We start from the raw sequence: 24565 nt of genomic DNA on the forward strand, positions 1-24565 counted from the left end.
GTAGCGGTGACGCGGCGGGGTCGTCAACCACTTTGATGTGGATCACAGACGGCGAGCGCCGGGCGGGATCACCCGCCCGGCGCTCGACCGTACTGCTCTCGAAGTGTGAAACGCCTTGTCAGGCCAGCAGTTTCGCCTTCAGCGCGGCGATGTCCGTGTCGGTCAGCTTCAGCCCGTCGCGCACGTAGCCGTCGAAGCTGCCGTAGCTCTTGGTCGCCTGGTCGAAGGCCGAGTCCAGCGCCGAGGCGGTCACGCCGTTGAGCATGTCGCCGTCCTTGGCGCCGCGGTAGTAGTTCGACAGCAGGTAGTCGTAGTAGACCGTGTCCTTGTCCACGCCCAGGAGGGTGAGCAGCACCGCCGAGGTCCAGCCGGTGCGGTCCTTGCCCGCGGTGCAGTGGAACAGCACGCCGCCCGGGTTGTAGGCGATGTCGCGCAGCACGTTCGCGAAACCCTCGTTCGCGCCGGGCGCGGTGATGAAGGCGCGGTACAGATCGGTGCCCGCGGACAGGGTCGAGGCCATCACCTGCGGCGGGGCCTGGCCGATGATGTCGTCGTGGTGCTCGGTGGCCCCGGCGGGCACCTTGTCCCGACCCATCAACTGCTCGTAGCCGGTGCGCAGGTCGTGGATGGAGACCACATTGCCGGCAGCGAGTTTCGCCAGATCGGCGTCGGCGGCCTTGCTCAGCTCGCCGGTACGGAAGACCAGGCCGGTGCGCACGCTGTGGCCGTCGGTGGTGCGGTAGCCGCCCGCGTCCCGGGCATTGAGCACACCGGTCAGGCCGAGGGCCCGGCTGTCGGTGTTGACCAGCACGCTGCTGGTGACGGCCGGCGGGTCGGCGGCGAAGGCGGGCGCCACCGAACCGAGGCTCGCGGACAGGGCGATGGTGACCGCCGCGGCGGCCTGAACAGCACGTTTACGCAAGGTGGTTCTCCCTTCCGGGGCCGAAAACCGTCTTCGGCCCGGTTTTGGCTGACCACCGAAACTTATTACCCGCGCAAACTATGAGAGCCACCGGGGTGCGCAAGCCCGGGATCTCCCCTGGAAATCCCGAGCCCACCGGAATCGGATCAGGCGTGCGCCGGAGCCTCGAAACGCGCCAGCGCCAGCAGACGCGAGATCGCGCGCAGGTACTTCTTGCGGTAGCCGCCGTCGAGCATCTCCTGGGTGAAGATCTCGTCCAGCTTCGCGCCCGACACCGTCACCGGGGTCCCGGCGTCGTAGAGCCGGTCGGCGAGCACCACGATGCGCAACGCCACGGCCTGATCGGTGACCGGGTGCACGCCCGAGATGTACACCGCCGACACGCCGTCGATCAGCGCGCCGTAACGCGACGGGTGCAGGGTGCTCAGGTGCTTCAGCAGCTCGTCGTAGTCGTCGAGCGTGGAATCCGGTGTGGCCGCGGCCCGTTCGACCAGCAGCTCCTGCGAGGTCGGCTCCGGGGCGGGCGGCAGATCGCGGTGCCGGTAGTCGGGGCCGTCCACGCGGATCGGCTCGAACAGCGAACCCAGCTTCTTGATCTCGCGCAGGAAGTCCTGCGCCGCGAAACGGCCCTCGCCCAGCTGGCCCGGCAGGGTGTTGGAGGTCGCCACCACCGACACGCCACGCGCGGTCAGCTCGGTCAGCAGCCGCGAGACCAGCATGGTGTCGCCCGGATCGTCGAGCTCGAACTCGTCGATGCACAGCACGCTGTTGGCCGACAGCCGCTCCACCGCGTTGTTGAAGCCCAGCGCGCCAACCAGATTGGTGAGCTCACCGAAGGTGCCGAACGACTTCGGGTTCGGCACGCTGTGGAAGATCGAGGCCAGCAGGTGGGTCTTGCCCACACCGAAGCCGCCGTCGAGATACAGGCCGATGCCCTGCACCGGCTTCTTCTTGCCGAACAGGCTCTTCTTGTCCGCGGCCTTGCGCAGCTTGGTGACCTGATCGGCGAACAGTTCGGCCTTCAGCACGGCCGCGGCCTGCGACGGTTCCTTGGGATCCGGGATGTAGGAACCGAAGCTCACCTCGTCGAAGGTGGGCGGCGGAACCATCTGGGCCACGAGCTGGTCGGCCGGAACCTCCGGGTGGCTGTCGACGAGGCGTTTCTGCACTGCGTCAGCGTAGATCCGGGCCCACGTGGGGCTTTACGCAGCATGTGCCGAATGCGATTCAGCTCACAGAACCCATCCGCGCCCGCACCCGGATCGCATCCCGCACCCGACGCGGATCGCATCCCGTACCCGACGCGGATCGCATCCCGTACCCGACGCGGATTGCATCCGATGGCCAACGCGCCCGCACCCGAGGCTGAAACCGCGTGCCCGACCTGGCAGGCTGTAGCGCATGCGCTGGACTCGGGCCGCTCTGCTGGCGTCGACACTGACGGTATTGGTGACCACCGCCTGCGGGGCCGGGCCGTCCAACCGGCCCGCCGTCGCCGTGGAACACCCGCACCAGGCCGGAAACGCCCCCACCACCGCGCCCGCCGACACGCCCCCGCCCACCCCCGAGGTGCCCAAGGCGGAATTGCAGTGGAAGGACTGCACCGCACCGACGTTCAGCCTGCTCTCGCTCGGCGCGCCACCGCAGGGTCTGGTGCTCGAATGCGCCGAGTACACCGCGCAGATCGATATCGCAGGCAATGTGTCGGGCATCTTCAAGAACGCGGTGATGCGCGCCCGCTACGACCGGACGCCCAAGGACGTGGCGCCGCTGGTGCTGACCTCCGGATCCGACCGGTCCTCCACCTCCACCCTGGCCGGACTCGCGGCCGGGCCCGCCAGCGCGCTGCTGGCCGCGCGGCCCATCATCGCGGTGGACCGGCGCGGCATCGGCAGCTCGGTGCCGGTCAGCTGCATGACCGACCCGCAACGCCGGGTGCTGGCCGACCAGGCCCAATTCACGCGCGGCACAACCGATCCCGTGGACGCCATGGCCACCGCCGGCCGCGAGGCCACCGTGGCCTGCCTGGACTTCCTGGCCCCGGGCCAGGGCCTCTACGACGCGCCGCACGCCGCCGACGACATCGAACAGCTGCGCAAGCAGTTGCAGGTCGACCACATCGCGCTGCTGGGCACCGGCACCGGCGCGAACGTGGCGCTGAACTACGCGCGCAAGTACGGACCGAAACTGGGCCGTCTGATCCTCGACTCACCCCAGGCCGTCGGGCTCGACGCCAATGGGCGCGCCGAGCAGAAGGTGAAGGGCCAGGAGGCCGCGCTCACCGCCTACGCGCAGCGTTGCGCCTCCCTGAACTGCTCGCTCGGCGCCGATCCGCGCGCGACGGTCGTCGACCTCGCCAACCGGGCCGCCGCCGGGCAGCTGCCCGATCTGTCCGCCTCCGCGTTCGTGACCACGCTGAGTGGTTACCTCGGCGACTCCCGCGCCCAGGGCAACCAGCAGATCACCGAATTCGCCGACGCCCTGACCGCCCTCGGCAAGGGCGACCGCGGCCCGATCACCCCGTTCGTGCTGCGCGCCACCGCCGCGATCGCCACCGACGGCGAATTCGTCAACCGCTGCACCGACAATCACGAGCCCTCCACCCCTGGCAAGGCCAAGGAACTCGAAACCGCTTGGGCCACCCACTATCCGGTGTTCGGCAAGGTCGCGGCCATCGACCTGATGGCCTGCTCGGCCTGGCCCGCCGCCACCCCCATGGCCCTGCCCGACAAGCTCACCCTTCCGGTGCTGGTCATCGGCGGCAGCGCCGACCCGGTCACCGGCCAGGACGGGCGCCCCACCGTGACCGGCGCCCTCGGCACCGCGGGAGCCCGCACCGCCACCGTCGTCTGGCAGGGCTGGGGCCACCCGACCTTCGCCCACTCCGGCTGCGCCCAGCAGTCCCTCGCCGACTACCTGAAGGAAGGAAAGCTCCCCGCCGACGGCACCGCGTGCCCCGCCTGACACCGCGGCCGCGCGCCTTCGCGGGCTCGAGAACAGGGACCGGCAACCTCCATCGACCAGGGCCGACCGCGCCGGCGACGACCTGTCGGCTGTCCCTCAGCGGCGGCCGACACCCTGGTCCGGCAAGGCCGACCTTCGCGACGATGGCTGCGTCGAGCTGTCCCTCCGTAGGCCAACGCGACCACCGATCTCGCAACGGTCGGGGTAACTCCCCGGGTACGCCCAGAATCGGTTCGGCTCCCAGCCTCCGGCACGGATGCGAAACCGGCGACGGGACCCGAGCCACCCGCTGAATATTCGGGGAGGCGGGGGAGTCGGCGCATGTGTGACGCGGGGATTCGGTGTACCGTGCCCGAGTGTTCCTTCGCCAGCTCGAGCCCCGCACCGCTCGCACCACATCCGAAGTACTGAACTTCGCCCTGTGGCCGTTCGCGATACTCACGGTGCTGAACCGGGTGTTCATCAAGGCTGTCAACGGGTTCATCACCGACGACTTCCGTCCGGTGTACAACGCCTCGCTGGCGTTCCTCAACCACCACGCCATCTACGGTGAGAACTACGACACCACCGACCCCCACTACCTGTACCCGCCGAGCGGGACGCTGCTGATCTCGCCGCTGGCCATCCTGGACCCGGAGAAGTCGCGGTGGGGATTCATCCTGGTCAACGCGATCGCGATCCTGCTGGCCTGGTACCTGCTGCTCAAGCTGTTCGACTACTCGCTGAAGTCGGTGGCCGCGCCCGTGCTGCTGCTGGGCATGTTCGCCTCCGAGACGGTCACGAACACGCTGGTGTTCACCAACGTCAACGGCTGCCTGTTCCTGTCGATGATGGTGTTCATCCACCTGATCCTGAAGCGCCAAGACCTGTGGGCGGGCGTGGCGCTCGGCCTGGCGATCGCGGTCAAGGGGCCGCTGCTGGCGCCGCTGCTGCTGATCGCGCTGGCCCGCGGGCAGTGGAAGGTGTTCATCACCGCGCTCGGAATCCCGGTGGCGCTCACCCTGATCGCGTGGCCGCTGATCGTCGACTTCGACCAGTTCTGGTCGCACACGCTGCCCTACCTGACCGAGTCGCGCGACTACTTCAACAGCGCGATCGTCGGCAACGGCGCCTACTACGGCGTCGCCGACTGGCTGGTCTGGGTCATCCGTATCGCCATGGCCGCCATCGTGGCGCTCACCCTGTGGCTGCTGTACCGCTACTACCGCGAGGACGAGGTGTTCTTCGTGTGCACCTCCGCGGGCATCATGATCACCGCGACCCTGCTGCTCGGCTCGCTGGGCCAGATGTACTACTCGATGTACCTGTTCCCGCTGCTGATGACCGTGGTGCTCCCCAACTCGGTGATGCGCAACTGGCCCGCGTGGGTCGCGGTGTTCGGGTTCATGTCCTACGACAAGTGGCTCTCCGACCGCTGGCAGCACCCCGGCCGCGTGGTCGAGTACCTGCGCACCACCTTCGGCTGGGGCCTGCTGCTCATCGTCGCGTTCTGCGTCCTCGGTGATCGCTACCTGGCCGCCAAGCGCGAGGGCCGGCTGCGGGTCGGCAAGTCCCTGGACCCGGCCTGGATGCACCCCGAGTGGGTCGCCACCGAACCGGAACCGGTCGTCGCGCCCCGGACCAAGGCGGGCGCGGCGTACTAGCGTGGAGCCATGAGTTCCGACGCCGAACCCACCCCGACCGCCCTGCCGGTCCCGCGCATCCAGCTCACCCCGCAGGAATGGCGCACCAAACTGACCCCCGACGAATACCGCGTCCTGCGCGAAGCGGGCACCGAGCGGGCGTTCACGGGCGAATACACCGACACCGAGACCGAGGGCGTCTACTCCTGCCGGGCCTGCGGGGCCGAATTGTTCCGCAGCACCGAGAAATTCCATTCGCACTGCGGCTGGCCGTCGTTCTTCGACCCGGCCGAGTCGGACGCGGTGGTGCTGGTGGAGGACGACTCCCTTGGCATGCGGCGCGTCGAGGTGCTGTGCGCCAACTGCCACAGTCACCTGGGGCACGTGTTCGAGGGCGAGGGTTACCCCACGCCCACGGACAAGCGCTACTGCATCAACTCCCTCTCACTGCGACTGCAGCCCGCGGAGGGCTCCACCAGCTGAGCTCACCGGCTGGCGGCGAGACCGCTCTCGGCCTTGGCCGCTTCCCGCGCCAGGATGCGGGCCCGCTGTTCCTCGAAACGGATGACGTCCTTCTCGAGGTTCTCCATGTACAGGCCCAGTTCCTGCCGGGCCTTCTCGCCGCGTGCGGTGAAGTCGTCGCGCTCGAAGATCTTCCAGATCTTCAGCACGGGCCACAGGACCTCGTCGAGGTGCTGCCGTAAGTCGTAGATGCCGTGCTTGACCATGAGTACGCCGTTGCGACGCCAGTTCGGCATGCCGTGGCCCGGCATCGCGAAGTTCATCACCACCGAGTTGATGCATTCGATGGCCTGATCCGGGGCGAGGTCGATCGCGGCCCCCGCGACATTGCGGTAGAAGATCATGTGCAGGTTCTCGTCCGCGGCGATGCGGGCGAGCAGGCGGTCACAGACCGGGTCCTCGCACACGCGGCCGGTGCTGCGGTGGCTGACACGGGTGGCGAGCTCCTGGAAGGTGACATAGGCGACCTGGTCCATCACCCCGCCGAAGCCCTGGGGCGCGTGCACGCCGCGGGTCATGTGCACCATCCGGTCGTGCTCGAGCGCGACCGGATCGACCGCACGGGTGACGACCAGGTAGTCGCGCATGGCGATGCCGTGGCGGTTCTCCTCGGCCGTCCAGCGGCCCACCCAGGTACCCCACGCGCCGTCCATCGAGAAGTTCTCGGCGATGGTGCGGTGGTAGGACGGAAGATTGTCCTCGGTGAGCAGATTGGTGATCATCGCGACCTTCGCGACCTCCGAGAGCCTGGATTGCCCGGGCTCCCAATCGGTTCCGCCCATCGCGGCGAAGTTGTAGCCCTCGTCCCACGGAATGTAATCGTGCGGATTCCACTCCTTGGCGATGGCAAGGTGCCGATCGATATTCTGGCCGACGACCGGTTCCAATTCGGTCAGCAGCTCGAGTTGCGTCAATTCTTTCGCCATGCAAAGCCCTCCGATGTCGGTAGAGACAAACTTGCAGACCAATCGAACGCGCTCACAGTAGTCTGTCGGGCGCCAATACCGACTGCCGCATCGGCGAGTCCTGCCAGCATTCGACACCCGACGGGTCCGCTATATCCGAGTTGTGCACATATACCGGATCTTTCCCGGCCCGCCGCCGCCGCTGATAGTCGTCCAGGAGCCGGAACGCGATGGCGGACAGCGGAATGATCGCGGCAAGATTGACCAGCGCCATCACCCCCATGAACAACATCGGCGAGATTCCACACCAGGGTCAGTGACCCCAGCGCACCGCCGAATACGGCCAGCAGCACCAGCATTCGATAACCGGGCAGCACCGGCCGGCTGGTGGTCAGGAATTCGACATCGGCCTCCCCGTAATAGTAATTGCCGATCAGGGAACCGAACGCGAGCATCGCCACGATCACCGTCAACGCGTGACCCGACCACGCGCCGCGGGTGTCCTCGAGCGCGCTCTGGGTGAGGTCGGCGCCGCGGCGCTCCGACAACTCCGGATTCGTGGTGAGGATGATGAACGCGGTGATCGAGCAGATCAGCAGCGTGCCGAAGAAGACGCCCAGCGACCGCACCAGGTACGCGGGGCCGCCGCGGAAGGTGCCGGGGACCCGATCGCGCACCTTGAAGGCGTCATTGCTGTCGACGATCGCGGAGTCGAGGGTGTCCACCCATTGAGGCTATCGACCGGCAACTGCCGGATGTGGCTTCTCGAGCCCGGCCAGTCGCGATGTGCCGCGGGGAGCACGTGTTCGAGGGCGAGGGGTGTCCCGCGCCCGCAAACAAGCGCTACCGCGTCGAACCGACGCCGCGCGGGCCACACCCCTCGGGCGGCACAGGCGGATCGGGTCGCAGAAACTCTATGGGGCGGGCCCGATGTCGCGCATGCCCCGAATTCTGCGGGCAGGCAGCGGGTTACCGTGCGGCAACAACCGCCGCGGCAACCCGCCGAACACGTCAGGGCAGCGCGTTGATCAGCTGCTCGAGCTCCACGCGCGGACCGGTGAAGAACGGAATCTCCTCGCGCACATGCCGGCGCGCCTCGGTGGCGCGCAGATCGCGCATCAGGTCCACGATGCGGTGCAGCTCCGGGGCCTCGAACGCGAGAATCCACTCGTAGTCACCCAGGGCGAAGGACGCGACCGTATTGGCGCGCACGTCCGGGTAGTCACGGGCGGCCTTGCCGTGGTCGGCGAGCATCTTGCGACGCTCCTCGTCGGGCAGCAGGTACCAGTCGTAGGAGCGCACGAACGGGTACACGCAGATGTAGTTGCCCGCCTCCTCGCCCGCCAGGAATGCGGGGATGTGGGACTTGTTGAACTCGGCCGGGCGGTGCAGGGCGGCCTGGCTCCACACCGGGTTCGAGATCTGGCCCAGCTCGGTGACCCGACGGAAATCGGAGTACGCGGCCTGCAGATCCTCGATCTTCTCCGCGTGCCACCAGATCATGAAGTCGGCGTCGGCGCGCAGACCGGCGACATCGTAGATGCCGCGCACCACGACACCGCGCTCCTCGAGCGACTCGAAGAAGGCCATGGCCTCCTTGATCGCCGCCGCCCGGTTCTCACCGAGCTCGCCGGGCTCCACCTGGAACACCGAGAACATGAGGTAGCGGATGGTGTCGTTGAGGGCCTTGAAGTCGAGTCGCGCCATGGCCCCCATCGTGCCACTGCACCCCCGACGGCCCGGAATCGGGCAGGACGGACAGCGGATTCAGCGGGCGGTAGCCGCCCAGGAGGCGATCATGCGGCGCAGGCCGTCATGGAAGACGGCGTCGCTGGTGAGCAATTCGGTGACGGTGTCCAGATGGGTTGTCATGATCGGGAATTCATCGGGATCCAGGGCGGCCAGACGGCCCCGGGTGGCGAGCTGGGTGGGTTTGCGGTCGCGGAACTCGACCAGGCTCGCGCAGCCCAGCGTGTACAGGTAGCACTCGCGGTAGGCGAAGAACGACTGCTCCGGGGTCAGGCCGAGCGAGATGTTGTCGGCCAGTTGCGGTTCGGTGAGCCGGGCCAGGATGCGCCTGCCCACCCACGGGCGCGGGCCGCGCAGCATGATCAGGCCCGGATAGGCGGTGAGCAGGTCGTACCAGGCCGAGAAACGGCGCTCGGTGGACTCCGACCAGTCGCCGGAGCCGGGCGCAACCTCGGGTAGGTCCAGGGCCAGGACGTCCGCCACGAGTTCGACCAGGCCGCTGAAATCGCCGCCGCCGCGGCGCACCACGGTAGTGTGCGAGACCCGCAGATGCGCGGCGATGGTGCGGAAACTCAGCTCGCTCGCGCCTCGGGATTCGATGATCTCCAGCCCCGCGCGGGCGATCGCCTCGGGAGTCGCCTCGGCCAGCGACTGGGAGTTCCTGGGCATATATCCATCGTAAGTTACAGTGTAACAAGGGGGTCGATCGGCCCGGGGTTTCCCGCAGGCCGTGCGCGCGGAACGACGTGCCCGACCGCAAATCCGACCAGATCGAGCGAAAAGAGCGCACGTGCAGTTGACCCATGCCGACGTGACAGCCGCGGCCGAACGGATCGCCGGACACACCCGGCCCGTCGTGCTGGCCCGGGCGGACACCGAGACGGTGCCGGGGGCCGGGGACGTCTGGCTGGCGCTCGAACACATGCAGTACACGGGCAGTTTCAAGGCGCGGGGAGCCGCGAATTTCGTGCTGGCGCACCGGGCGCAGGGTCTGCTGCCGAGGGTCGGCATCACCCTGGCCTCCGGCGGGAACGCGGGCGTGGCGGGAGCGTGGGCGGCGCGACTGGTGGACTCCAGCGCCACGGTGTTCCTGCCCGACGCCACCCCCGCCGTCAAACTGGCTCGACTCCGGACGCACGGCGCGCAGGTGCTGTGCGGCAACGGCGGATACGCCGAGGCGGCCGCCGAATGCGAGCGGTTCGCGGCGGTCAGCGGGGCGCTGCGCTCCCACGCCTACGACGACCCGTACATCGCGGCGGGCGCGGGGACGCTCCTGGAGGAGATCATCGCCCAGCTCCCGGACCTCGACACCGTGCTGGTCGCGGTCGGTGGAGGCGGGCTGCTCGCCGGAATCACGGTGTCCGCCAACCATCACGGCGTGCGGGTGGTCGCCGTCGAACCCGAGAACTGCCGCGCCTTCAACGCCGCCCTCGCCGCCGGGGCACCCGTCGACGTCGACATCGACTCCGTCGCCGCCGACTCCCTGGGCGCGCGCCGCGTCACCCCGATCGCCCTGTCCGCCGCCGCCGCAGGCGACGTCCGGTCGGTCCTGGTCACCGACGAGCAGATCGCCTCCGCCCGCCAAACCCTGTGGGACACTCGGCGACTCGCCGTCGAACACGGCGCCGCGACCGCCCTGGCCGCGCTGCACTCCGGCGCCTACGTCCCCTCGCCCGGCGAGAAGGTGGCGGTCGTCGTGTGCGGCGCGAACACCGACCCGGCCGACCTCGTCGCATGATGACATTCGACCGGCGCTGACACCGCCGGCGCGCACCACCGGGCGCACTCGGCGGATATCCAGTGGCGCAGGCCATCCTCAGCGGCGCGCCGGTACGGCCGAGCGGGGATTCAGCCGCCGAGGATCGGGGCGAGCGCCTCAGGCCAGGTGGGCGGCGATGCGGGCGGCGGCCTTGCTGCCGCTGGCGGCGCAGGCCGGGACACCGACGCCGTCGAGGTAGGCGCCCGCGAGGGCCAGGCCGGGGAGATCCGTTGTGGTGGAACGCAGGTCGAGGATGCGGGTGACGTGGCCGGGGGCGTACTGCGGGAGGCCGCCGGGCCAGCGTTGGACGACCGCGTGCAGGGGGCGGATGTCGGCGCCGGTGACGGTGGCGAGGTCCTCGACGGCGGCGGTGGTGAGGGCGGCGTCGGACCAGGACTGGGTGGAGTCGTCGCCGAAGCGGCCGAAGGAGGCGCGGACCAGGGCCACCTCCCGGGTGGCGAGGTGGGGCCATTTGCGACTGGAGAGGGTGAAGGCCTTGGCGCGCAAGGGTTCACCGGTGGCGACGAGAATGCCGGAGTTGTCCGGCAGAGCCGTGTCGGCGGGGAGGGCCAGGGCGACCACGGCCGAGGAGGCGAGTTCGATACCGGCGGCCAGGTCGGCGGCGTCGGGGGCCACCTCGCGCAGGAGGCGCGCGGTCACGGGGGCGGGGGTCGCGAGCACGACCGCGTCCACCTCGCCGATCGGGTCCAGCTGCCAGCCGGTCGCGGTGCGGGTGAGACAGGTTGCGGCGGTGCCGGTTTCGGACTTCACGTCGGCGGCGGCGCGCAGGGCGTCGAGCAGGACGCGGTAGCCGTCACGGATGCCGCCGAACACCGGGGCGGTGCTCGGGGGCGGGAGGGCCGCGGAGACGGCCTGGGTCAGGCTGGTCGCGCCCCGATCCAGGGCCGCGGCCAGGGTGGGCAGGGCGGCGCGCACGCCGATCGAATTCGCCAGGCCCGCATAGACTCCGCCGAGCAGCGGGTCGACGCTGCGACGCACCACCTGCTCGCCGAAACGGTCACCGACCAGGTCCCCCACCGAGACATCCGCGCCCGGCTTCCAGCGCAGCGGCCGCGAGGGCTCCGCCTCGACCTGGGCCAGGGTGTCCGCATCCACCAGCCCCGCAAGCGATTCCGGTGTGGCGGGGATGCCCATCAGGGTGCGTTCGGGCAGGCGATGCCCGGTCCCCTCCGACCACACCAGGGGCCGCTTCCCGGCCGGGAACACGAGCTGATCCTCGATCCCCAATTCCCGCATCAATTCGGGGATCTCGGGCCGTCGTCCCACGAACGCCTCGGCCCCCAGATCCACCGGGTCCCCGTCGATGTCGACGGTCCGCAGAATCCCCCCGACGCGGTCGCGCTCCTCGACGAGCACCAGTTCCGCCGACTCCCCCAGGGCCTGCCGCAGCCGGTACGCGGCCACCAGCCCGCTGATCCCGCCACCGACCACCGCGACCCGCATCGACCACTCCTCGTCCGCTCGTCACCGCCGCGAACACACGGCTCGCAGCGCGCGACCCGGACCTCGACGTCGAGCCGCTCCGACGCCAAACCTACTCCCGCCGCCCGGCCCGCCCCGCGTCGGTGCCACGTCCGCGAGCCTGTTCCCGCGCCCTGGCGGATCCGTACGCGCCAACCGGGACCGGCCCTCGTCATCGCGCGGGAGCGTCCGACGGATCATCCATCCGACCGGCCCGCTGTGACCGTACGAGCACGCCCGAGCGATCTCGCCGGACGGATCTTCGACACGACGACGGCGTATGGCGACAGCGGCCGGACCGGCTCGCCCACACGCTCGTGGGTGCCGCGCCCGCGCCGCCCGAGAGCAGCGCTCAGGCCCGCGCCGCCGGCGTCAGAGCGGGGTGGGGAGGCTGTGGATCAGGGCGACGGTGTCGGTGATGACCGACGGGTCGGTGTTGGGGAGGACGCCGTGGCCCAGGTTGAAGATGTGACCCTTCGCACCGAGAGTGATCGCCTCGTCGGCCTCGCGGGCGATGCGGCGGACCTCGGCGTCGATGGCCGCCGGTCCGGAGAAGAGGACGGCCGGATCCAGGTTGCCCTGCAACGCTTTTCCGGGGCCGACACGGCGGGCGGCCTCGTTCAGCGGGATCCGCCAGTCGACGCCGACCACATCGGCGCCCGCTTCGCCCATGGCGCCCAGCAGTTCTCCGGTGCCGACACCGAAGTGGATGCGCGGCACGCCGGCGTCGGCGATCTCGGTGAAGACCCGTTCCGAGTGCGGCATAACGTATTCGCGGTACTGGGCCAGCGACAGCGCGCCCGCCCACGAGTCGAACAGCTGCACCGCGTCCACGCCCGCGGCGATCTGCGCGCGCAGGAATTCGATGGTGATGTCGGTGAGCACGCCCAGCAGCTGGTGCCAGGTGTCGGGATCGGCGAGCATCATCGCCTTGGTGCGCTCGTGGTTCTTGCTGGGCCCGCCCTCGACGAGGTACGACGCCAAAGTGAACGGGGCACCGGCGAATCCGATGAGCGGGGTCTCGCCCAGGGCGTCGAGCAGCAGCTTCACGCCCGCGGTGACCGCGCCCACGTCCTCGGGCCGCAGCCGCGGCAGGGCGCGCACGTCGGCGACGGTGCGCACCGGGTCGGCCACGACGGGGCCGACACCGGCCACGATGTCGAGGTCGATGCCCGCGGCCTTGAGCGGAACCACGATGTCGGAGAACAGGATTGCCGCGTCGACCTGATGGCGGCGGATCGGCTGCATGGTGATCTCACACACCAGTTCCGGGTCGAAACACGATTCCAGCATGCCGATTCCGGCACGCACCTCCCGGTACTCGGGGAGGGACCGACCGGCCTGTCGCATGAACCACACCGGACGCCGATGCGGCACGCCACCGGTGGCGGCGGCGAGGAACGGGGCATCGGTCAGCTGGCGGCGGGCGTGAGTAGTCATCGCCGCCCATCGTAAAGGGGCGCGGCGGCGCGCCTCGCACTGCTGGGTGCCCGAGAGGTCTACGGTTGCGTTTCGTGACACCGCTCGACTTCCGCGATGGCGCTGCCCCGACCCCGGAGCCCGAAGAACCAGCCCGGTTCCGCGCCGCGGTCGAGGCCATGGGAACCGCATCAGTGCATCCCCGCATCGAACTCGCACCGATCCGCCCGCCCCAGCGCCTGGCGCCGTACTCCTACGCCCTCGGCGCGGAAGTCACGCGACCCGACAGCAATGTGGTGCCCGTCGACTCCGACGGCGACGCGTTCGGCCGCCTGATCCTGCTGCACGACCCGGCCGGGCAGGACGCCTGGCACGGCGTGTTCCGCTTGGTCGCGTACTGCCAGGCCGATATCGACTCCGCCCTCGCCGCCGACCCCCTGCTGCCCGAGGTGGCGTGGAGCTGGCTGGTCGACGCGCTCGACTCGCGCACCCCGTTCACCGCCCTGGGCGGCACGGTGACCGCCACCAGCTCGGTCCGCTACGGCGACATCGCCGGGCCGCCGCGCGCCCACCAGCTCGAGGTACGGGCCTCCTGGACCGTCACCGACACCAACCTGCGCCCGCACGTGGAGGCGTTCTGCGAGGTGCTGGCCTACGCGGCCGGGCTGCCGCCCGCCGGGGTCACCCGGCTGGACGTGCGCCGGGGCGAGGGCACCGAGTAATTGCGGCCCCGGTCGCGCCCACCGATCGCCGAATTCCCGCCCGTCGGGGCGGGAAACCCCCTCTCGCCTGCGAGAACATCTGTACTGCAACGAAATCGACAGCCGGTGAGTACGATTCCCCATGGCCCGACGCAGTGTCACGGCCGGTCGTTTCACCGACGTGACGCGGCTCGCCCTTGCCCAACCCGTAGAGTTCAAGACCATGTCCGTACCAGATGAACCCGAAGCCACTGCCGCGGTACCGTTGCTCGCGCCAGTGGACGGTGTACCGCCGGTACTGGACTCTGCCGCCGAAGTGGCCGCGGCCGCCCGCCGCCTCGCCGCCGGCACCGGCCCGCTCGCGGTCGACGCCGAGCGCGCCTCCGGCTTCCGCTACTCCAATCGCGCCTACCTGATCCAGCTGCGCCGCGAGGGCGCCGGCAGCTTCCTCATCGACCCCATCCCGGTCGACGGCGACCTGGCCCCGCTCGCGGACGCCATCAACGGCCTGGAATGGGTGCTGCACTCCGCCGACCAGGACCTGCCCGGGCTCGCCGAGCTGGGGCTGTACCCGGCCGAACTGTTCGACACCGAACTGGGCGGACGCCTGGCCGGATACGAGCGGGTCGGGCTGGCCGCCATGGTGGAGAAGCTGCTGGGCCGCGAACTGAAGAAGGGCCACGGCGCGGCCGACTGGTCCACCCGCCCGCTGCCCGACGACTGGCTGAACTACGCCGCCCTCGACGTCGAGTTACTGCTCGAACTGCGCGCCGCCGTCGCCGCCGACCTGTCCGACCAGGGCAAATCCGAGTGGGCCGCACAGGAATTCGAGCATGTCCGCACCGCCGAGCCCGCCGGCCCCAAGGCCGACCGCTGGCGGCGCACCTCCGGCATCCACACCCTGCGCCGCACCCGCCAGCTCGCCATCGTCCGCGAACTATGGACGACCCGCGACCGCCTGGCCCGCCTGCGTGACGTGGCCCCGGCCCGCATCCTCCCCGACTCGGCCATCGTCTCCGCCGCCACCAGCGAGCCCAAGACCATCGCCGCCCTGCGCGCCCTGCCGATCTTCGGCGGCCCCCGCCAGCGCCGCTACTCCCGCGAATGGCTCGGCGCCGTCGAACGCGCCCGCGCCCTCCCCGACACCGAGCTCCCCCCGCTCACCCAGCCCTTCGACGGGCCGCCCCCGGTCAACCGCTGGGAACGCCGCGACCCGGCCGCCGCCGCCCGCCTGCAACACGCCCGCGCCGCCATGACCGAACTCTCCACCGAGGTCGCGGTCCCCGTCGAGAACCTCCTCACCCCCGACCTGCTCCGCCGCATGTGCTGGGACGGCCTCCCCAAATCCGTCACCAACGGCGAGGCCCCGACCCTCATCGAGGACTTCCTGTCCGCCGGCGGCGCCCGCCCCTGGCAGCGCGCCCTGACCGTGCCGCGCCTCAGCGAAGCCCTCTACCCGAAGGCGTAGCGCCGGCCGCGGCCGAGCCACCTCCCCGCCCCCGGCCCTGTGGCCCAAAGAAGTTGGGGCACATCGGTTTTCTGCTTCCTTCTCATCGCCCAGGGCGCGCGGGATAGATTCTGCCGACCCCACACCCAGGGGATGCAGAAGGAGCTCACGAATGGCGAACAAGAACCGGACGCTGCGACATATCGGCTGGGGCGCAACCACTTTGGCCGTTGGCGCGGCGGTCACCGCGCTGACCGCGCCCACCGCCCTCGCGGAGGTCGGTCCGGTCCAGATCCTGGCTTGCCCGTCGGATCCGGCATCGTCGGCACCGTGCGTGACGCCGGGATCGTATGTGGCAGGACAGGCCTACGCGATTTTCGCGTCGTACGGGACTGACTACGGATGGGACGGGGCGCAGATCAACCAATTCGTAGACGCCTTCGACAACGGAACATGCGTCGCGGGCACCATGGCGACCGACACCGACGGGATCCACAATTACATCAAAATCACCTGGGTTCCGACTACCTCGGGAACGCACAAGATCCGCGTGACCAAGGGCTCCGACTTCGCCGACGCCACCGTCACCGTCGTCGCCGCGCCGCCAGGTTCGACCAGCGTCACGCCGCCCGCGCAGGCCGCTTGCCACGGGGACGGCACGATTTCCGGCAGCGCGGCGCTCCCCAAGATCGTCATCGGTCCCAGCTCGGGCAGCTCGCAGCTGTTCCCGACCGGTAGCGCCAGCCGCCGGTGATCCGTCCCTCGGCTCGGCAGGGAGCCGAGGGATCCGGCCGTCGCTCAGTCCAGGAAGTTGGGTGGGCGGCGGTCGCGGCGGGCGCGGACGGCCTCGTCGAAGTTCTCGGTGGTGAGACGGACGTAGAGCTGGGCCATGCCCTCGGTCTGCATGTGGGATTCGAAGCTGCCCGCCTCCAGGCCGCTCCACAGCAGGCGCTTGGTGAGTTCGCCGCCGCTGCGGCTCCAGCGCAGGATCTGGTCGGCGGTGTCGTAGGCGGCCTCGAGGAGTTTGTCGCCGGGGACGACACGGGAGACGATGCCGATGCGCTCGGCTTCGGCGGCGTCGACGTCGCGACCGGTCAGCATGATCTCGAAGGCGCGGGTCGAGCCGATGGCGCGCGGAAGCGTGTAGCTGATGCCGAGTTCGGCGGCGGTGAGACCGTTGTTGATGCCCGCGGCGCGAAAGTACGCGTCCTCCGAGGCGATCCGGATATCGGTCCCCATGGCCAGGCAGAAGCCGCCGCCGATGGCCGCGCCGTTGATGGCGCTGATCACCGGCTGGTGCATGCGCTTGATCGTGAGCATCACATTGTCGAGCAGTTCCATCGAGCGGCGGCCGATGGTGGTGCGCGTCAAGCCCTCTACACCCGGCACCTTGCCCGCGTGCTGCAGATCCGCGCCCGAGCAGAAGCCGTGCCCGGCGCCGGTGAGCACGACCACGCGCACCTCGTTGTCGGCGGAGACCTCCTCGAGGGCTTCGCGCAGCGGCACCATGACATCGAACGCCATGGCGTTCATCCGCTCCGGCCGATTCAACGTGACCAGCGCGATCTGGGGACGCGGCTTCTCGACCAGCACAAACGACATCCGAACTCCTGACCAGAAAACTGTAACCTGTTACAGAATCTACGCGAGAAGTCCAGCTCCGCCTAGAAAAACGGACCCGCGATCCGAGGATCGCGGGTCCGTGAGCTGCGAGCCGGTCACCCAGCGCCGGTCCGCCCGGCTACTCGACGGCCGGCAACAGCGCTTCGGCGAGATCATCACCGGAGGCCGCCAGGTCGCCGGCCGAGACCGCACCGAGCCAGCCGTGCACGCGCTGCGCCACCTCACCGGGCACCAAGCCCAGATCCTGGTGGATCTTGCCGCGCGCGGAATGGTCCAGGAAGTGCTGCGGCACACCGAGATCGCGGGCGGGCACGTCGACACCCGCGCCGCGCAGCCGCGCGGACACCGTCGAACCGATACCGCCGTGCAGACCCGAATCCTCCAGGGTGACCACGAGCCGGTGGTTCCCGGCCAGCTTCACCAGCGTGTCCGAGACCGGCAGCACCCAGCGCGGGTCGACCACCGTCACCGAAACACCCTCGGCCGCCAGCAGATCCGCGACCTCCAGGGCGAGCCCGGCGAACGCGCCGACCGCCACCAGCAGCACATCGGCGTGCACCGTGTACGCGTCGTCACCCGTCTCGGGCAGGCGCAGCACGTCGACACCCTCGAACCGTTCGACCGCCTCGATCTCCTCGACGGCAGCGCCCTTGGGGAAGCGGATCGCGGTGGGCCCGTCACTGATGTGCAGGGCCTCCCCCAGCTCCTCGCGCAGGCGCACCGCGTCACGCGGCGCCGCGACCCGGATGCCAGGCACGATGCCCAGCACCGACAGGTCCCACATGCCGTTGTGCGAGGCGCCGTCGTCACCGGTGATGCCGGCGCGGTCGAGCACCAGCGTCACCGGGAGCTTGAGCAGCGCCACATCCATGAGCAGCTGGTCGAAGGCGCGGTTGAGGAAGGTGGAGTAGATGGCCACCACCGGGTGCAGACCACCCAGGGCCATGCCGGCCGCGGAGGTCATGGCGTGCTGTTCGGCGATGCCGACGTCGAACATGCGGTCCGGGAAGCGGTTTCCGAACGGGGTCAAACCGGTCGGTCCGGGCATGGCGGCGGTGATCGCCACGATGTCGTCCCGCTGCTCGGCCTGTGCGATCAGCTCCGAGGAGAACACCGAGGTCCAGCTCGGCCCGGACGGGCCGCCCACCGGCACACCGGTCTCCGGATCGATCCGGTTGATGGCGTGCATCTGATCGGCCTCGTGATCCTCGGCCGGTTTGTACCCGCGACCCTTCTGCGTCACCGCGTGCACGATGACCGGACCGCCGAAGTCCTTGGCGCGACGCAGCGCCGCCTCCAGCTGGACCTGATCGTGCCCGTCGACCGGGCCCACATACTTCACCCCGAGATCGCTGAACAGCTCCTGCGGGGCGACCGCGTCCTTGATGCCGGTCTTGATGGCGTGCAGCATCGAGTACGCCGAATCGCCCACGCGCGGAATGCTCTGCACGATCCGCTTGGTGGCGTCGAGCGCGTGCTCGTAGGCGGGCTGGGTGCGCAGACCCGCGAGCCGCTCGGCCAGACCGCCGATGGTCGGCGCGTAGGAACGGCCGTTGTCGTTGACCACCACGATGACCGAGCGGTCCTGCCCGGCGGCGATATTGTTCAACGCCTCCCAGCACATGCCGCCGGTGAGCGCGCCGTCACCGACCACCGCGACCACGTGCCGCTTCTGCCGGGTCAGCGCGAACGCCTTGGCCAGCCCGTCCGCGTAGGACAGCGAGGCCGACGCGTGCGAGGACTCCACCCAGTCGTGGGCGCTCTCGGCGCGGCACGGATACCCCGACAGCCCGCCTTCCTTGCGGAGCGTGTCGAACCCGTCCTTGCGGCCGGTGAGGATCTTGTGCACGTAGGCCTGATGCCCGGTGTCGAAGATGATCGGGTCGGCAGGCGAGTCGAAAACCCGGTGCAACGCGATGGTCAGCTCCACGACGCCGAGATTCGGCCCGAGGTGCCCGCCGGTGACGGCGACCTTGCGCACCAGGAACTCGCGAATCTCCTCGGCCAGCTCCTGCAACTCCGGTACCGACAGCCGGCGCAGATCCTCGGGCATGTCGACCCGGGAAAGCACTCCCACGGCTATTGCTCCCTCCGGATGTCTCCTGTGTTTGCAACAGTCTACGGAGCCCTTTCCGGCCCCCGATGCCAGGAACGAAACACCACCTGCGACATCCGTGCCAGATGTGAGGCTCAACACAGATTACGCCCGTTACGCTGGGCCTGTGGTCCCCACCGGCGGCGGCGTGGCCCGCATCATCGAGGAAGTGTACGAGCTGTGTCGCGCCGACACGTCGGGAACGCTCGCCGACTACATTCCCGAACTCGCCGCCGTGCAACCCGATTCGTTCGGCATCTGCCTGGCAACCGCGGACGGGCGTATCTACGGCAGCGGAGATCTGGACGCCGCCTTCACCATTCAATCGATCTCCAAGCCCTTCACCTACGCGCTCGCCCTCGCCGATCAGGGGCCGGGCGAAGTGGCTCGGCGCATCGACGTGGAGCCGACCGGCGAGCCGTTCAACGAGATCAGCCTCGATCCGCAGACCCAGCGGCCGCGCAATCCGATGATCAACGCCGGGGCCATCGCGGCGGCCGGACTCGTCAAGGGGATCGACGCCGCCAACCGATTCGCCCGAATCCGGCGCAGTTACAGCCGATTCGCCGGACGCGAACTCACCATGAACGAGGACGTGTACGCCTCCGAGGCGCGCACCGGATACCGCAATCGCGCCATCGGATACCTGCTGCGCGGGGCCGACATCATCGACGTCGACCCGGACGAGGCGGTCGACCGCTACTTCCGGCAGTGCTCGATCGACGTCACCTGCCGCGATCTGGCCGTCATGGCCGCCACCCTCGCCAACAACGGCGTCAACCCGCTCACCCGGGAACGGGCCCTGACCGGACCGCTCGTCCAACAGGTGCTCTCGGTCATGACCACTGGCGGCATGTACGACGCGGCCGGGGACTGGGTGACCACCGTCGGACTGCCCGCCAAAAGCGGTGTGGGCGGCGGCATCCTGGCGGTACTGCCGGGACAGATCGGAATCGCGGTGTACTCACCGCGATTGGACGCGCACGGCAGCAGCGTGCGCGGGGTCAAGGCGTGCCGGGAATTGTCGACCCGGCTGGGACTGCACTTCCTGCACGTGACCCGGGCCGCGCACACCGCCATCCGGACCGCCTACACCGTCGCCGACGCGCCCTCCCGGCTGCGCCGCGACCCCGACGAACTGGCGGTGCTGCACGAATTCGGCGACCACGCGCGCATCTTCGAACTGCACGGCGACCTGCTCTTCGCCGGAGCCGAATCCGCCGTGCGCGCCGTCGAGGACACCGCCGGTGAACTCGAGGCCCTGGTCCTGGATCTGAAGGAGGTCGGCGACGTCAGCCCCATCGCCGTCCGCATGCTCGAGGACCTGCGCACCGAGCTGGCCGCCGCCGGTTGCCCTGTGGGACTGGTCGATCCGGCCGCCAAACTCGGACAGCTCGCCTCCAGCCTGGACCCCACCGACGTGCACGGGCGGGTGTTCATCGACCGCGACGCCGCCACCGAATGGTGCGAACAACTCGTGCTCGACAAGCATCGGCCCGCCGGGCAGCAACAGCCCGCCGCCCTCACCGTCGACCAGCATCCCGCGCTCGCCGACATGCCCGCCGACGAGCGGGAGCGGCTGGCAAAGGAATTCGAGACCCGCACCATCGCGCGCGGCGAACTCATCGTGCCGCGCGACAGCGAACGCTGCGGGCTGTTCCTGATCCTCGACGGACGGGTGCGGTTCACCTTCACCGACCGCGACCACCGCCGGCACCGGCTGATCACCCTCACCCCGGGCATGTCGTTCGGCGAGACCTCGATGCTGGCGGACATGCGCTACGCCAACGACGTGTACGCCGAGACCACCGTCCGGCTGGCCGTGCTGCCGCCCGCCCGCTTCGACGAGCTGACCGACCAGGCCCCGCAGATCAAGCTCGCGCTGTTGGAACGGCTGGCCGCCGCGGCGTACGCCCAGGCCGACGCGGCCGTGCGCGCGGTCTCGGCACACGACGGGGTCTGACCACGGACGCACTCCGGCGACCCCCGCCGGCGCGAGGGCTCATACGCCGACCGTGCGCGACACCCGGAACTGGCTCGACGATGCGACCGCCACTGCTCGCGGGACGGTGCGATTGCGAGTGCTCACGCGGCCGATCATCGGGGCCGCACTCTCGGTGGCCCCCGCGACCGGGCCACCGTCGACACGGGCGCCGGGTACGTCGGCGGGCGTACGCCCGATTACGCCAACGCGTGCAGGCGCGCCGCCGGGAACACGCCTACGCTGGCGGACAACGAAATTCCTTCCCTCCACCGAGGCGGATGTCATGACCGATTTCGATCCCGCGGTCTACGGACCGCCCACCGTGCGTGTCGGCACCGCGGAACGCGAACAGGCGGCCGCCGCGCTGGGTGAGCATTTCGCGGCCGGCCGCCTCGACCTCGCCGAATACGACGATCGCGTAGGACGCGCCTACGCCGCGAAAACCGCGGGCGAGCTGGCTGTCCTGTTCGGCGATCTACCCCGGCCGCAACCCCCGGCACCGCGGGTCCAGGCCGCGCCGCCCGCGCCGCGCCGCCCACTGCCGCTGGTGCCGGTCGGGGCGGGTGCGCTGGTGGTGCTCGCGTTGGTGTTCGCGATCGTCACCCACATCTTCCCGTTCTTCCTGTTCCCGGTGTTGTTCTTCGTGTTCGCGCGGGGCCGGCGCGGCTACGGCTATCACGGTCCGCGCTACCACCGCGGCTGACGGCTATGGTGGATCCGTGGGTGTATTCGGTGAACTGTTCCCCGGCAAGAAGCTCGAGGACGACGGCAGCGAGGACGGCGGCGGCCAACTGCACCAGCCGCGCGTGAGCCTCGACCTGGACGCGGGAGTCATCCGCGTGTCCCCCGCGACCCCGTCCGCACCCCCGGCCGACCCGGACGCGCCCGCCGAGCACGCCTGATACCCAGCCGCTAGGGTGGGCCCCGACAGGCGACGAGCCGGGGACGAGGGGCGAAACACCGTGACGGACAACCATGATCAGTGGCGCAACCCCGACAACCCGGCGACGCCCGCGCACTCCCCGCAGGACCCGAACCGCGCCTGGGGCGAGCAGCCGACCACGAATTACCCTGGGCAGCAGCCGATAACGCCGGACCCGACCATGGTCCACCCGGGCTACGACCCGACGGCCGTCCACCCGGGACAAGCGGCTGTCCCTAATCATCCCGGCTACGAGCCGACCGCCGTGTACCCCGGTCAGAACCCGGTGACCGACCAGCCCGGATACGAGCCCACGGCAGTGCACCCCGGCCACACACCGGCACCGAATCATCCTGGGTACGAACCGACTGCGGTTTATCCGGGGCAAGCGCCGGTTCCGAGCCAGCCCGGATACGAGCCGACCGCCGTCTACCCCGGGCAAGCACCGATCCCGAACCATCCCGGCTATGAGCCCACCGCCGTCTACCCCGGGCAGGCGCCGATCCCGAACCAGCCCGGGTACGAACCGACGGCGGTATACACCGGGCAGCAGCCGATTCCGGGATACCCGGGACAGGATCCGACGGCGATCTACCCCGGTCAGCCCGTTCCCGGCTATCCGCCCGGTGCGTACCAGGGTCAGCAGTCGGCACCGAATTACCTTGGCCAGCAGGCCGTTCCGGGGTACGGACCGTCGCGGCCCATGCCGGGCGGCGGAGGCAATCGCACCTGGATCGTGCTGGCCGCCCTCGTGGCCGTGATCGTGGTCGTCGGCGGCGGGATCGCCGCGTACGCGCTGACCCGGGACTCGTCGAGCCCCACCACCGCCGCGCCGAGTACCACCGCGGGCCCGGCTCCCACCAGCCGCTCCGGAGGACCGTCGACCGGGCCGTCCAAGTCCGGTGCGCCCAAGCCGGGCGCGGGGACGGTGGCCGTTCCGGCCTACGGCGTCAGCTTCGACGTGCCGAGCGGTTGGTCGGTCGGCGACCCGTCCGACACCGTGCCGCAGTCCGGGACCGACGGCACGTTCACCGGGCACGGCAAGGCCACCGAGGGCGGCGGCTACTGCCCCGGCTCGGCGTACCGGTCGCTCGCCTACGTCACCCGCGCCGACGGCAGCGATCCGGCCGCGGCCGCGCTGAAAGTCGCGAAGATCTCCGCCCAGGGCGGCTACATGGACAAGTCCGGCGGTGCCGCGGGCGCGCCCACCGCGGTGACCACCAAGAGCGGCATCGCCGGCCAGCAGGTGGAGACGTCCGGCAGCTGGAAGCCCGAGCCGGCCGGCTGCACCACGACCACCTACTCGATCTACACCTTCGCCTTCACCGGCCCCAAGAACGCCCTGCTGGTGCTGGCGATCCTGGCCGACCGCGGTACCACCGGCGAGCTCGCCGCCGACCAGGCCAAGCAGATCATCGCCAGCGTCCGCACCTCCTGACCCCTAGGCTGACTCCATGGCCACCATGGACGACGACGCCATCGCCGACGCCTTCCTCGTCGAGGTGCGGCCCTACTCGGTGCCGGTGATCCTCGAGGAGTACGACCAGCGGTGGCCCGCCCGGTACGAGGCCGAGGCGACGGCGATCCGGGAAGCGCTGGGCGCGAAGGTGTTGCGCCTCGAGCACACCGGTTCCACGTCCGTCCCGGGTCTGGCCGCCAAGCCCGTCATCGACATGCTGCTGCTGGTCGCCGACACCGCCGACGAAGCCGCCTACGTCCCGGCCCTCGAAGCCCTCGGTTTCACCCTGCGCGTGCGCGAACCGGACTGGCTCGAGCACCGCTGCCTGGCCCGGCGGGTCGAGGACGGCGCACCCCACAGCGTCAACCTGCACGTCCTCTCCCCCGACCGCTCCGCCGTCGAAATCGAGCGCATCCTCGCCTTCCGCGACCGCCTGCGCACCCACGACGACGAGCGCGCCCACTACGAGCGCGCCAAACGCGAACTCGCGCAACGCCGATGGAAGTACGTCCAGCATTACGCCAATGCCAAGAGCGACGTCATCGAGGAGATGATCGCGCGCGCCCTCGACGCCCGCTGAATCGCGATCCATAGACTGGGGCGATGCCCCTCGTCGAGGTGACCCACAAGGCGGAACTGCCCGAGACGGTCCTGCGGGAATTGGGTAAATGGCTGCCCCACCTGGTGTCGCAGGCGGTCGAGTGCCCCGAGGAGCCCTACGACGGGGATCTGCAGCCGGGGGACGTGGAGATCCGTTTCCGGCCGTTGGGCAAGTTCGACCGGTCCGGACTGGACGTGGTGATCGAGATCCGGTCGAAGTACTTCGCGAGCCGCGCCGACAACCGGCAAGAGCGCTGTGACCGGCTGCTGGCCGATATAGAGAAGTTCGTCGACGCCACAATCGGCGTCTATCTGACACTGCCCGTCGCCGCGTGGGCGCAGACCGAGTAGCCGCTCACCGGGACCTCTTCCATCACTATTTCAATCACT

23 protein-coding genes and 1 pseudogene are annotated in these 24565 nt (G+C 69.8%); 13 read left to right on the forward strand and 11 right to left on the reverse strand.

Annotated elements, in window-relative coordinates:
• Positions 1-118: 118 nt before the first annotated feature.
• A complete protein-coding gene (locus tag ACFYTS_RS19290; RefSeq protein WP_387306033.1) occupies positions 119-922 on the reverse strand; it encodes a tyrosine-protein phosphatase in 804 nt (267 codons plus the stop codon).
• Positions 923-1068: 146 nt separating this feature from the next.
• Complete coding sequence (gene zapE / locus ACFYTS_RS19295; protein ID WP_387306035.1) at positions 1069-2091, reverse strand: cell division protein ZapE; 1023 nt, start codon at positions 2089-2091, stop codon at positions 1069-1071.
• Between the two features lie 232 nt (positions 2092-2323).
• Here zapE and ACFYTS_RS19300 point away from each other — a divergent pair, with 232 nt between their 5' ends.
• The 3 genes from ACFYTS_RS19300 (at position 2324) to msrB (ending at position 5991) form a co-directional block, all read left to right on the forward strand.
• Complete coding sequence (locus ACFYTS_RS19300) at positions 2324-3886, forward strand: alpha/beta hydrolase (protein WP_387306037.1); 1563 nt, start codon at positions 2324-2326, stop codon at positions 3884-3886.
• A gap of 356 nt (positions 3887-4242) precedes the next feature.
• Positions 4243-5529 (forward strand): glycosyltransferase family 87 protein, encoded by a 1287-nt coding sequence (locus ACFYTS_RS19305; protein WP_387306039.1) that lies wholly within the window; start codon positions 4243-4245, stop codon positions 5527-5529.
• Positions 5530-5538: 9 nt separating this feature from the next.
• On the forward strand, positions 5539-5991 hold the full coding sequence (gene msrB / locus ACFYTS_RS19310) for a peptide-methionine (R)-S-oxide reductase MsrB (protein WP_357283142.1): 453 nt from the start codon (positions 5539-5541) through the stop codon (positions 5989-5991).
• A 2-nt stretch (positions 5992-5993) separates the two neighbouring features.
• Here msrB and ACFYTS_RS19315 read toward each other — a convergent pair whose 3' ends face one another.
• From ACFYTS_RS19315 to ACFYTS_RS19335, 5 genes and pseudogenes are all read right to left on the reverse strand, one after another.
• Positions 5994-6956, reverse strand: a complete 963-nt coding sequence (locus ACFYTS_RS19315) for an acyl-ACP desaturase (RefSeq protein WP_387306041.1) — start codon at positions 6954-6956, stop codon at positions 5994-5996.
• Between the two features lie 52 nt (positions 6957-7008).
• Positions 7009-7227 (reverse strand): alanine:cation symporter family protein, encoded by a 219-nt coding sequence (locus tag ACFYTS_RS19320; protein WP_387306414.1) that lies wholly within the window; start codon positions 7225-7227, stop codon positions 7009-7011.
• 46 nt (positions 7228-7273) lie between these two features.
• Positions 7274-7660, reverse strand: a pseudogene (locus ACFYTS_RS19325) (alanine:cation symporter family protein); the annotation flags it as partial.
• A 286-nt stretch (positions 7661-7946) separates the two neighbouring features.
• The gene (gene hemQ / locus ACFYTS_RS19330) at positions 7947-8642 is read right to left on the reverse strand and encodes a hydrogen peroxide-dependent heme synthase (protein ID WP_387306043.1); all 696 of its coding nucleotides are present in this window, start codon (positions 8640-8642) and stop codon (positions 7947-7949) included.
• A gap of 60 nt (positions 8643-8702) precedes the next feature.
• Entirely contained in the window at positions 8703-9353 is a 651-nt protein-coding gene (locus ACFYTS_RS19335; RefSeq protein ID WP_357283136.1) for a TetR/AcrR family transcriptional regulator C-terminal domain-containing protein, read from the reverse strand.
• A 121-nt stretch (positions 9354-9474) separates the two neighbouring features.
• On the opposite strand from ACFYTS_RS19335, the gene ACFYTS_RS19340 reads away from it, so the two are divergent.
• A complete protein-coding gene (locus ACFYTS_RS19340; RefSeq protein WP_387306045.1) occupies positions 9475-10422 on the forward strand; it encodes a serine/threonine dehydratase in 948 nt (315 codons plus the stop codon).
• A 138-nt stretch (positions 10423-10560) separates the two neighbouring features.
• Here ACFYTS_RS19340 and ACFYTS_RS19345 read toward each other — a convergent pair whose 3' ends face one another.
• The gene (locus tag ACFYTS_RS19345) at positions 10561-11907 is read right to left on the reverse strand and encodes a protoporphyrinogen oxidase (RefSeq protein ID WP_387306046.1); all 1347 of its coding nucleotides are present in this window, start codon (positions 11905-11907) and stop codon (positions 10561-10563) included.
• A gap of 390 nt (positions 11908-12297) precedes the next feature.
• Positions 12298-13365, reverse strand: coding sequence for a uroporphyrinogen decarboxylase (hemE, locus tag ACFYTS_RS19350; RefSeq protein ID WP_387306048.1), 1068 nt, complete (start codon positions 13363-13365; stop codon positions 12298-12300).
• Between the two features lie 74 nt (positions 13366-13439).
• Here hemE and ACFYTS_RS19355 point away from each other — a divergent pair, with 74 nt between their 5' ends.
• The 3 genes from ACFYTS_RS19355 (at position 13440) to ACFYTS_RS19365 (ending at position 16246) form a co-directional block, all read left to right on the forward strand.
• A complete protein-coding gene (locus ACFYTS_RS19355; protein ID WP_357093771.1) occupies positions 13440-14066 on the forward strand; it encodes a DUF3000 domain-containing protein in 627 nt (208 codons plus the stop codon).
• A gap of 202 nt (positions 14067-14268) precedes the next feature.
• Complete coding sequence (locus ACFYTS_RS19360) at positions 14269-15513, forward strand: HRDC domain-containing protein (protein ID WP_387306050.1); 1245 nt, start codon at positions 14269-14271, stop codon at positions 15511-15513.
• A 151-nt stretch (positions 15514-15664) separates the two neighbouring features.
• On the forward strand, positions 15665-16246 hold the full coding sequence (locus ACFYTS_RS19365) for a hypothetical protein (RefSeq protein WP_387306052.1): 582 nt from the start codon (positions 15665-15667) through the stop codon (positions 16244-16246).
• Positions 16247-16290: 44 nt separating this feature from the next.
• On the opposite strand, the gene ACFYTS_RS19370 is transcribed toward ACFYTS_RS19365, so the two are convergent.
• On the reverse strand, positions 16291-17094 hold the full coding sequence (locus ACFYTS_RS19370; protein ID WP_357093762.1) for an enoyl-CoA hydratase: 804 nt from the start codon (positions 17092-17094) through the stop codon (positions 16291-16293).
• A gap of 139 nt (positions 17095-17233) precedes the next feature.
• Positions 17234-19192: a 1-deoxy-D-xylulose-5-phosphate synthase gene (gene dxs / locus ACFYTS_RS19375; protein ID WP_387306054.1), complete on the reverse strand. Its 1959-nt coding sequence runs from the start codon at positions 19190-19192 to the stop codon at positions 17234-17236.
• Between the two features lie 145 nt (positions 19193-19337).
• Between dxs and glsA the strand changes: the two genes are divergently transcribed.
• The 6 genes from glsA (at position 19338) to ACFYTS_RS19405 (ending at position 24526) form a co-directional block, all read left to right on the forward strand.
• A complete protein-coding gene (gene glsA / locus ACFYTS_RS19380) occupies positions 19338-21173 on the forward strand; it encodes a glutaminase A (protein WP_387306055.1) in 1836 nt (611 codons plus the stop codon).
• Between the two features lie 304 nt (positions 21174-21477).
• Entirely contained in the window at positions 21478-21897 is a 420-nt protein-coding gene (locus ACFYTS_RS19385) for a DUF1707 domain-containing protein (RefSeq protein ID WP_357283125.1), read from the forward strand.
• 16 nt (positions 21898-21913) lie between these two features.
• Entirely contained in the window at positions 21914-22096 is a 183-nt protein-coding gene (locus tag ACFYTS_RS19390; protein WP_387306057.1) for a hypothetical protein, read from the forward strand.
• Positions 22097-22156: 60 nt separating this feature from the next.
• Positions 22157-23554: a hypothetical protein gene (locus ACFYTS_RS19395; RefSeq protein WP_387306059.1), complete on the forward strand. Its 1398-nt coding sequence runs from the start codon at positions 22157-22159 to the stop codon at positions 23552-23554.
• A gap of 16 nt (positions 23555-23570) precedes the next feature.
• Complete coding sequence (locus tag ACFYTS_RS19400; protein WP_387306061.1) at positions 23571-24155, forward strand: GrpB family protein; 585 nt, start codon at positions 23571-23573, stop codon at positions 24153-24155.
• Positions 24156-24178: 23 nt separating this feature from the next.
• The gene (locus ACFYTS_RS19405; RefSeq protein ID WP_357283119.1) at positions 24179-24526 is read left to right on the forward strand and encodes a hypothetical protein; all 348 of its coding nucleotides are present in this window, start codon (positions 24179-24181) and stop codon (positions 24524-24526) included.
• Positions 24527-24565: the final 39 nt, after the last annotated feature.

It is taken from the genome of Nocardia sp. NPDC004151, assembly GCF_042874235.1.
Lineage (GTDB): Bacteria > Actinomycetota > Actinomycetes > Mycobacteriales > Mycobacteriaceae > Nocardia.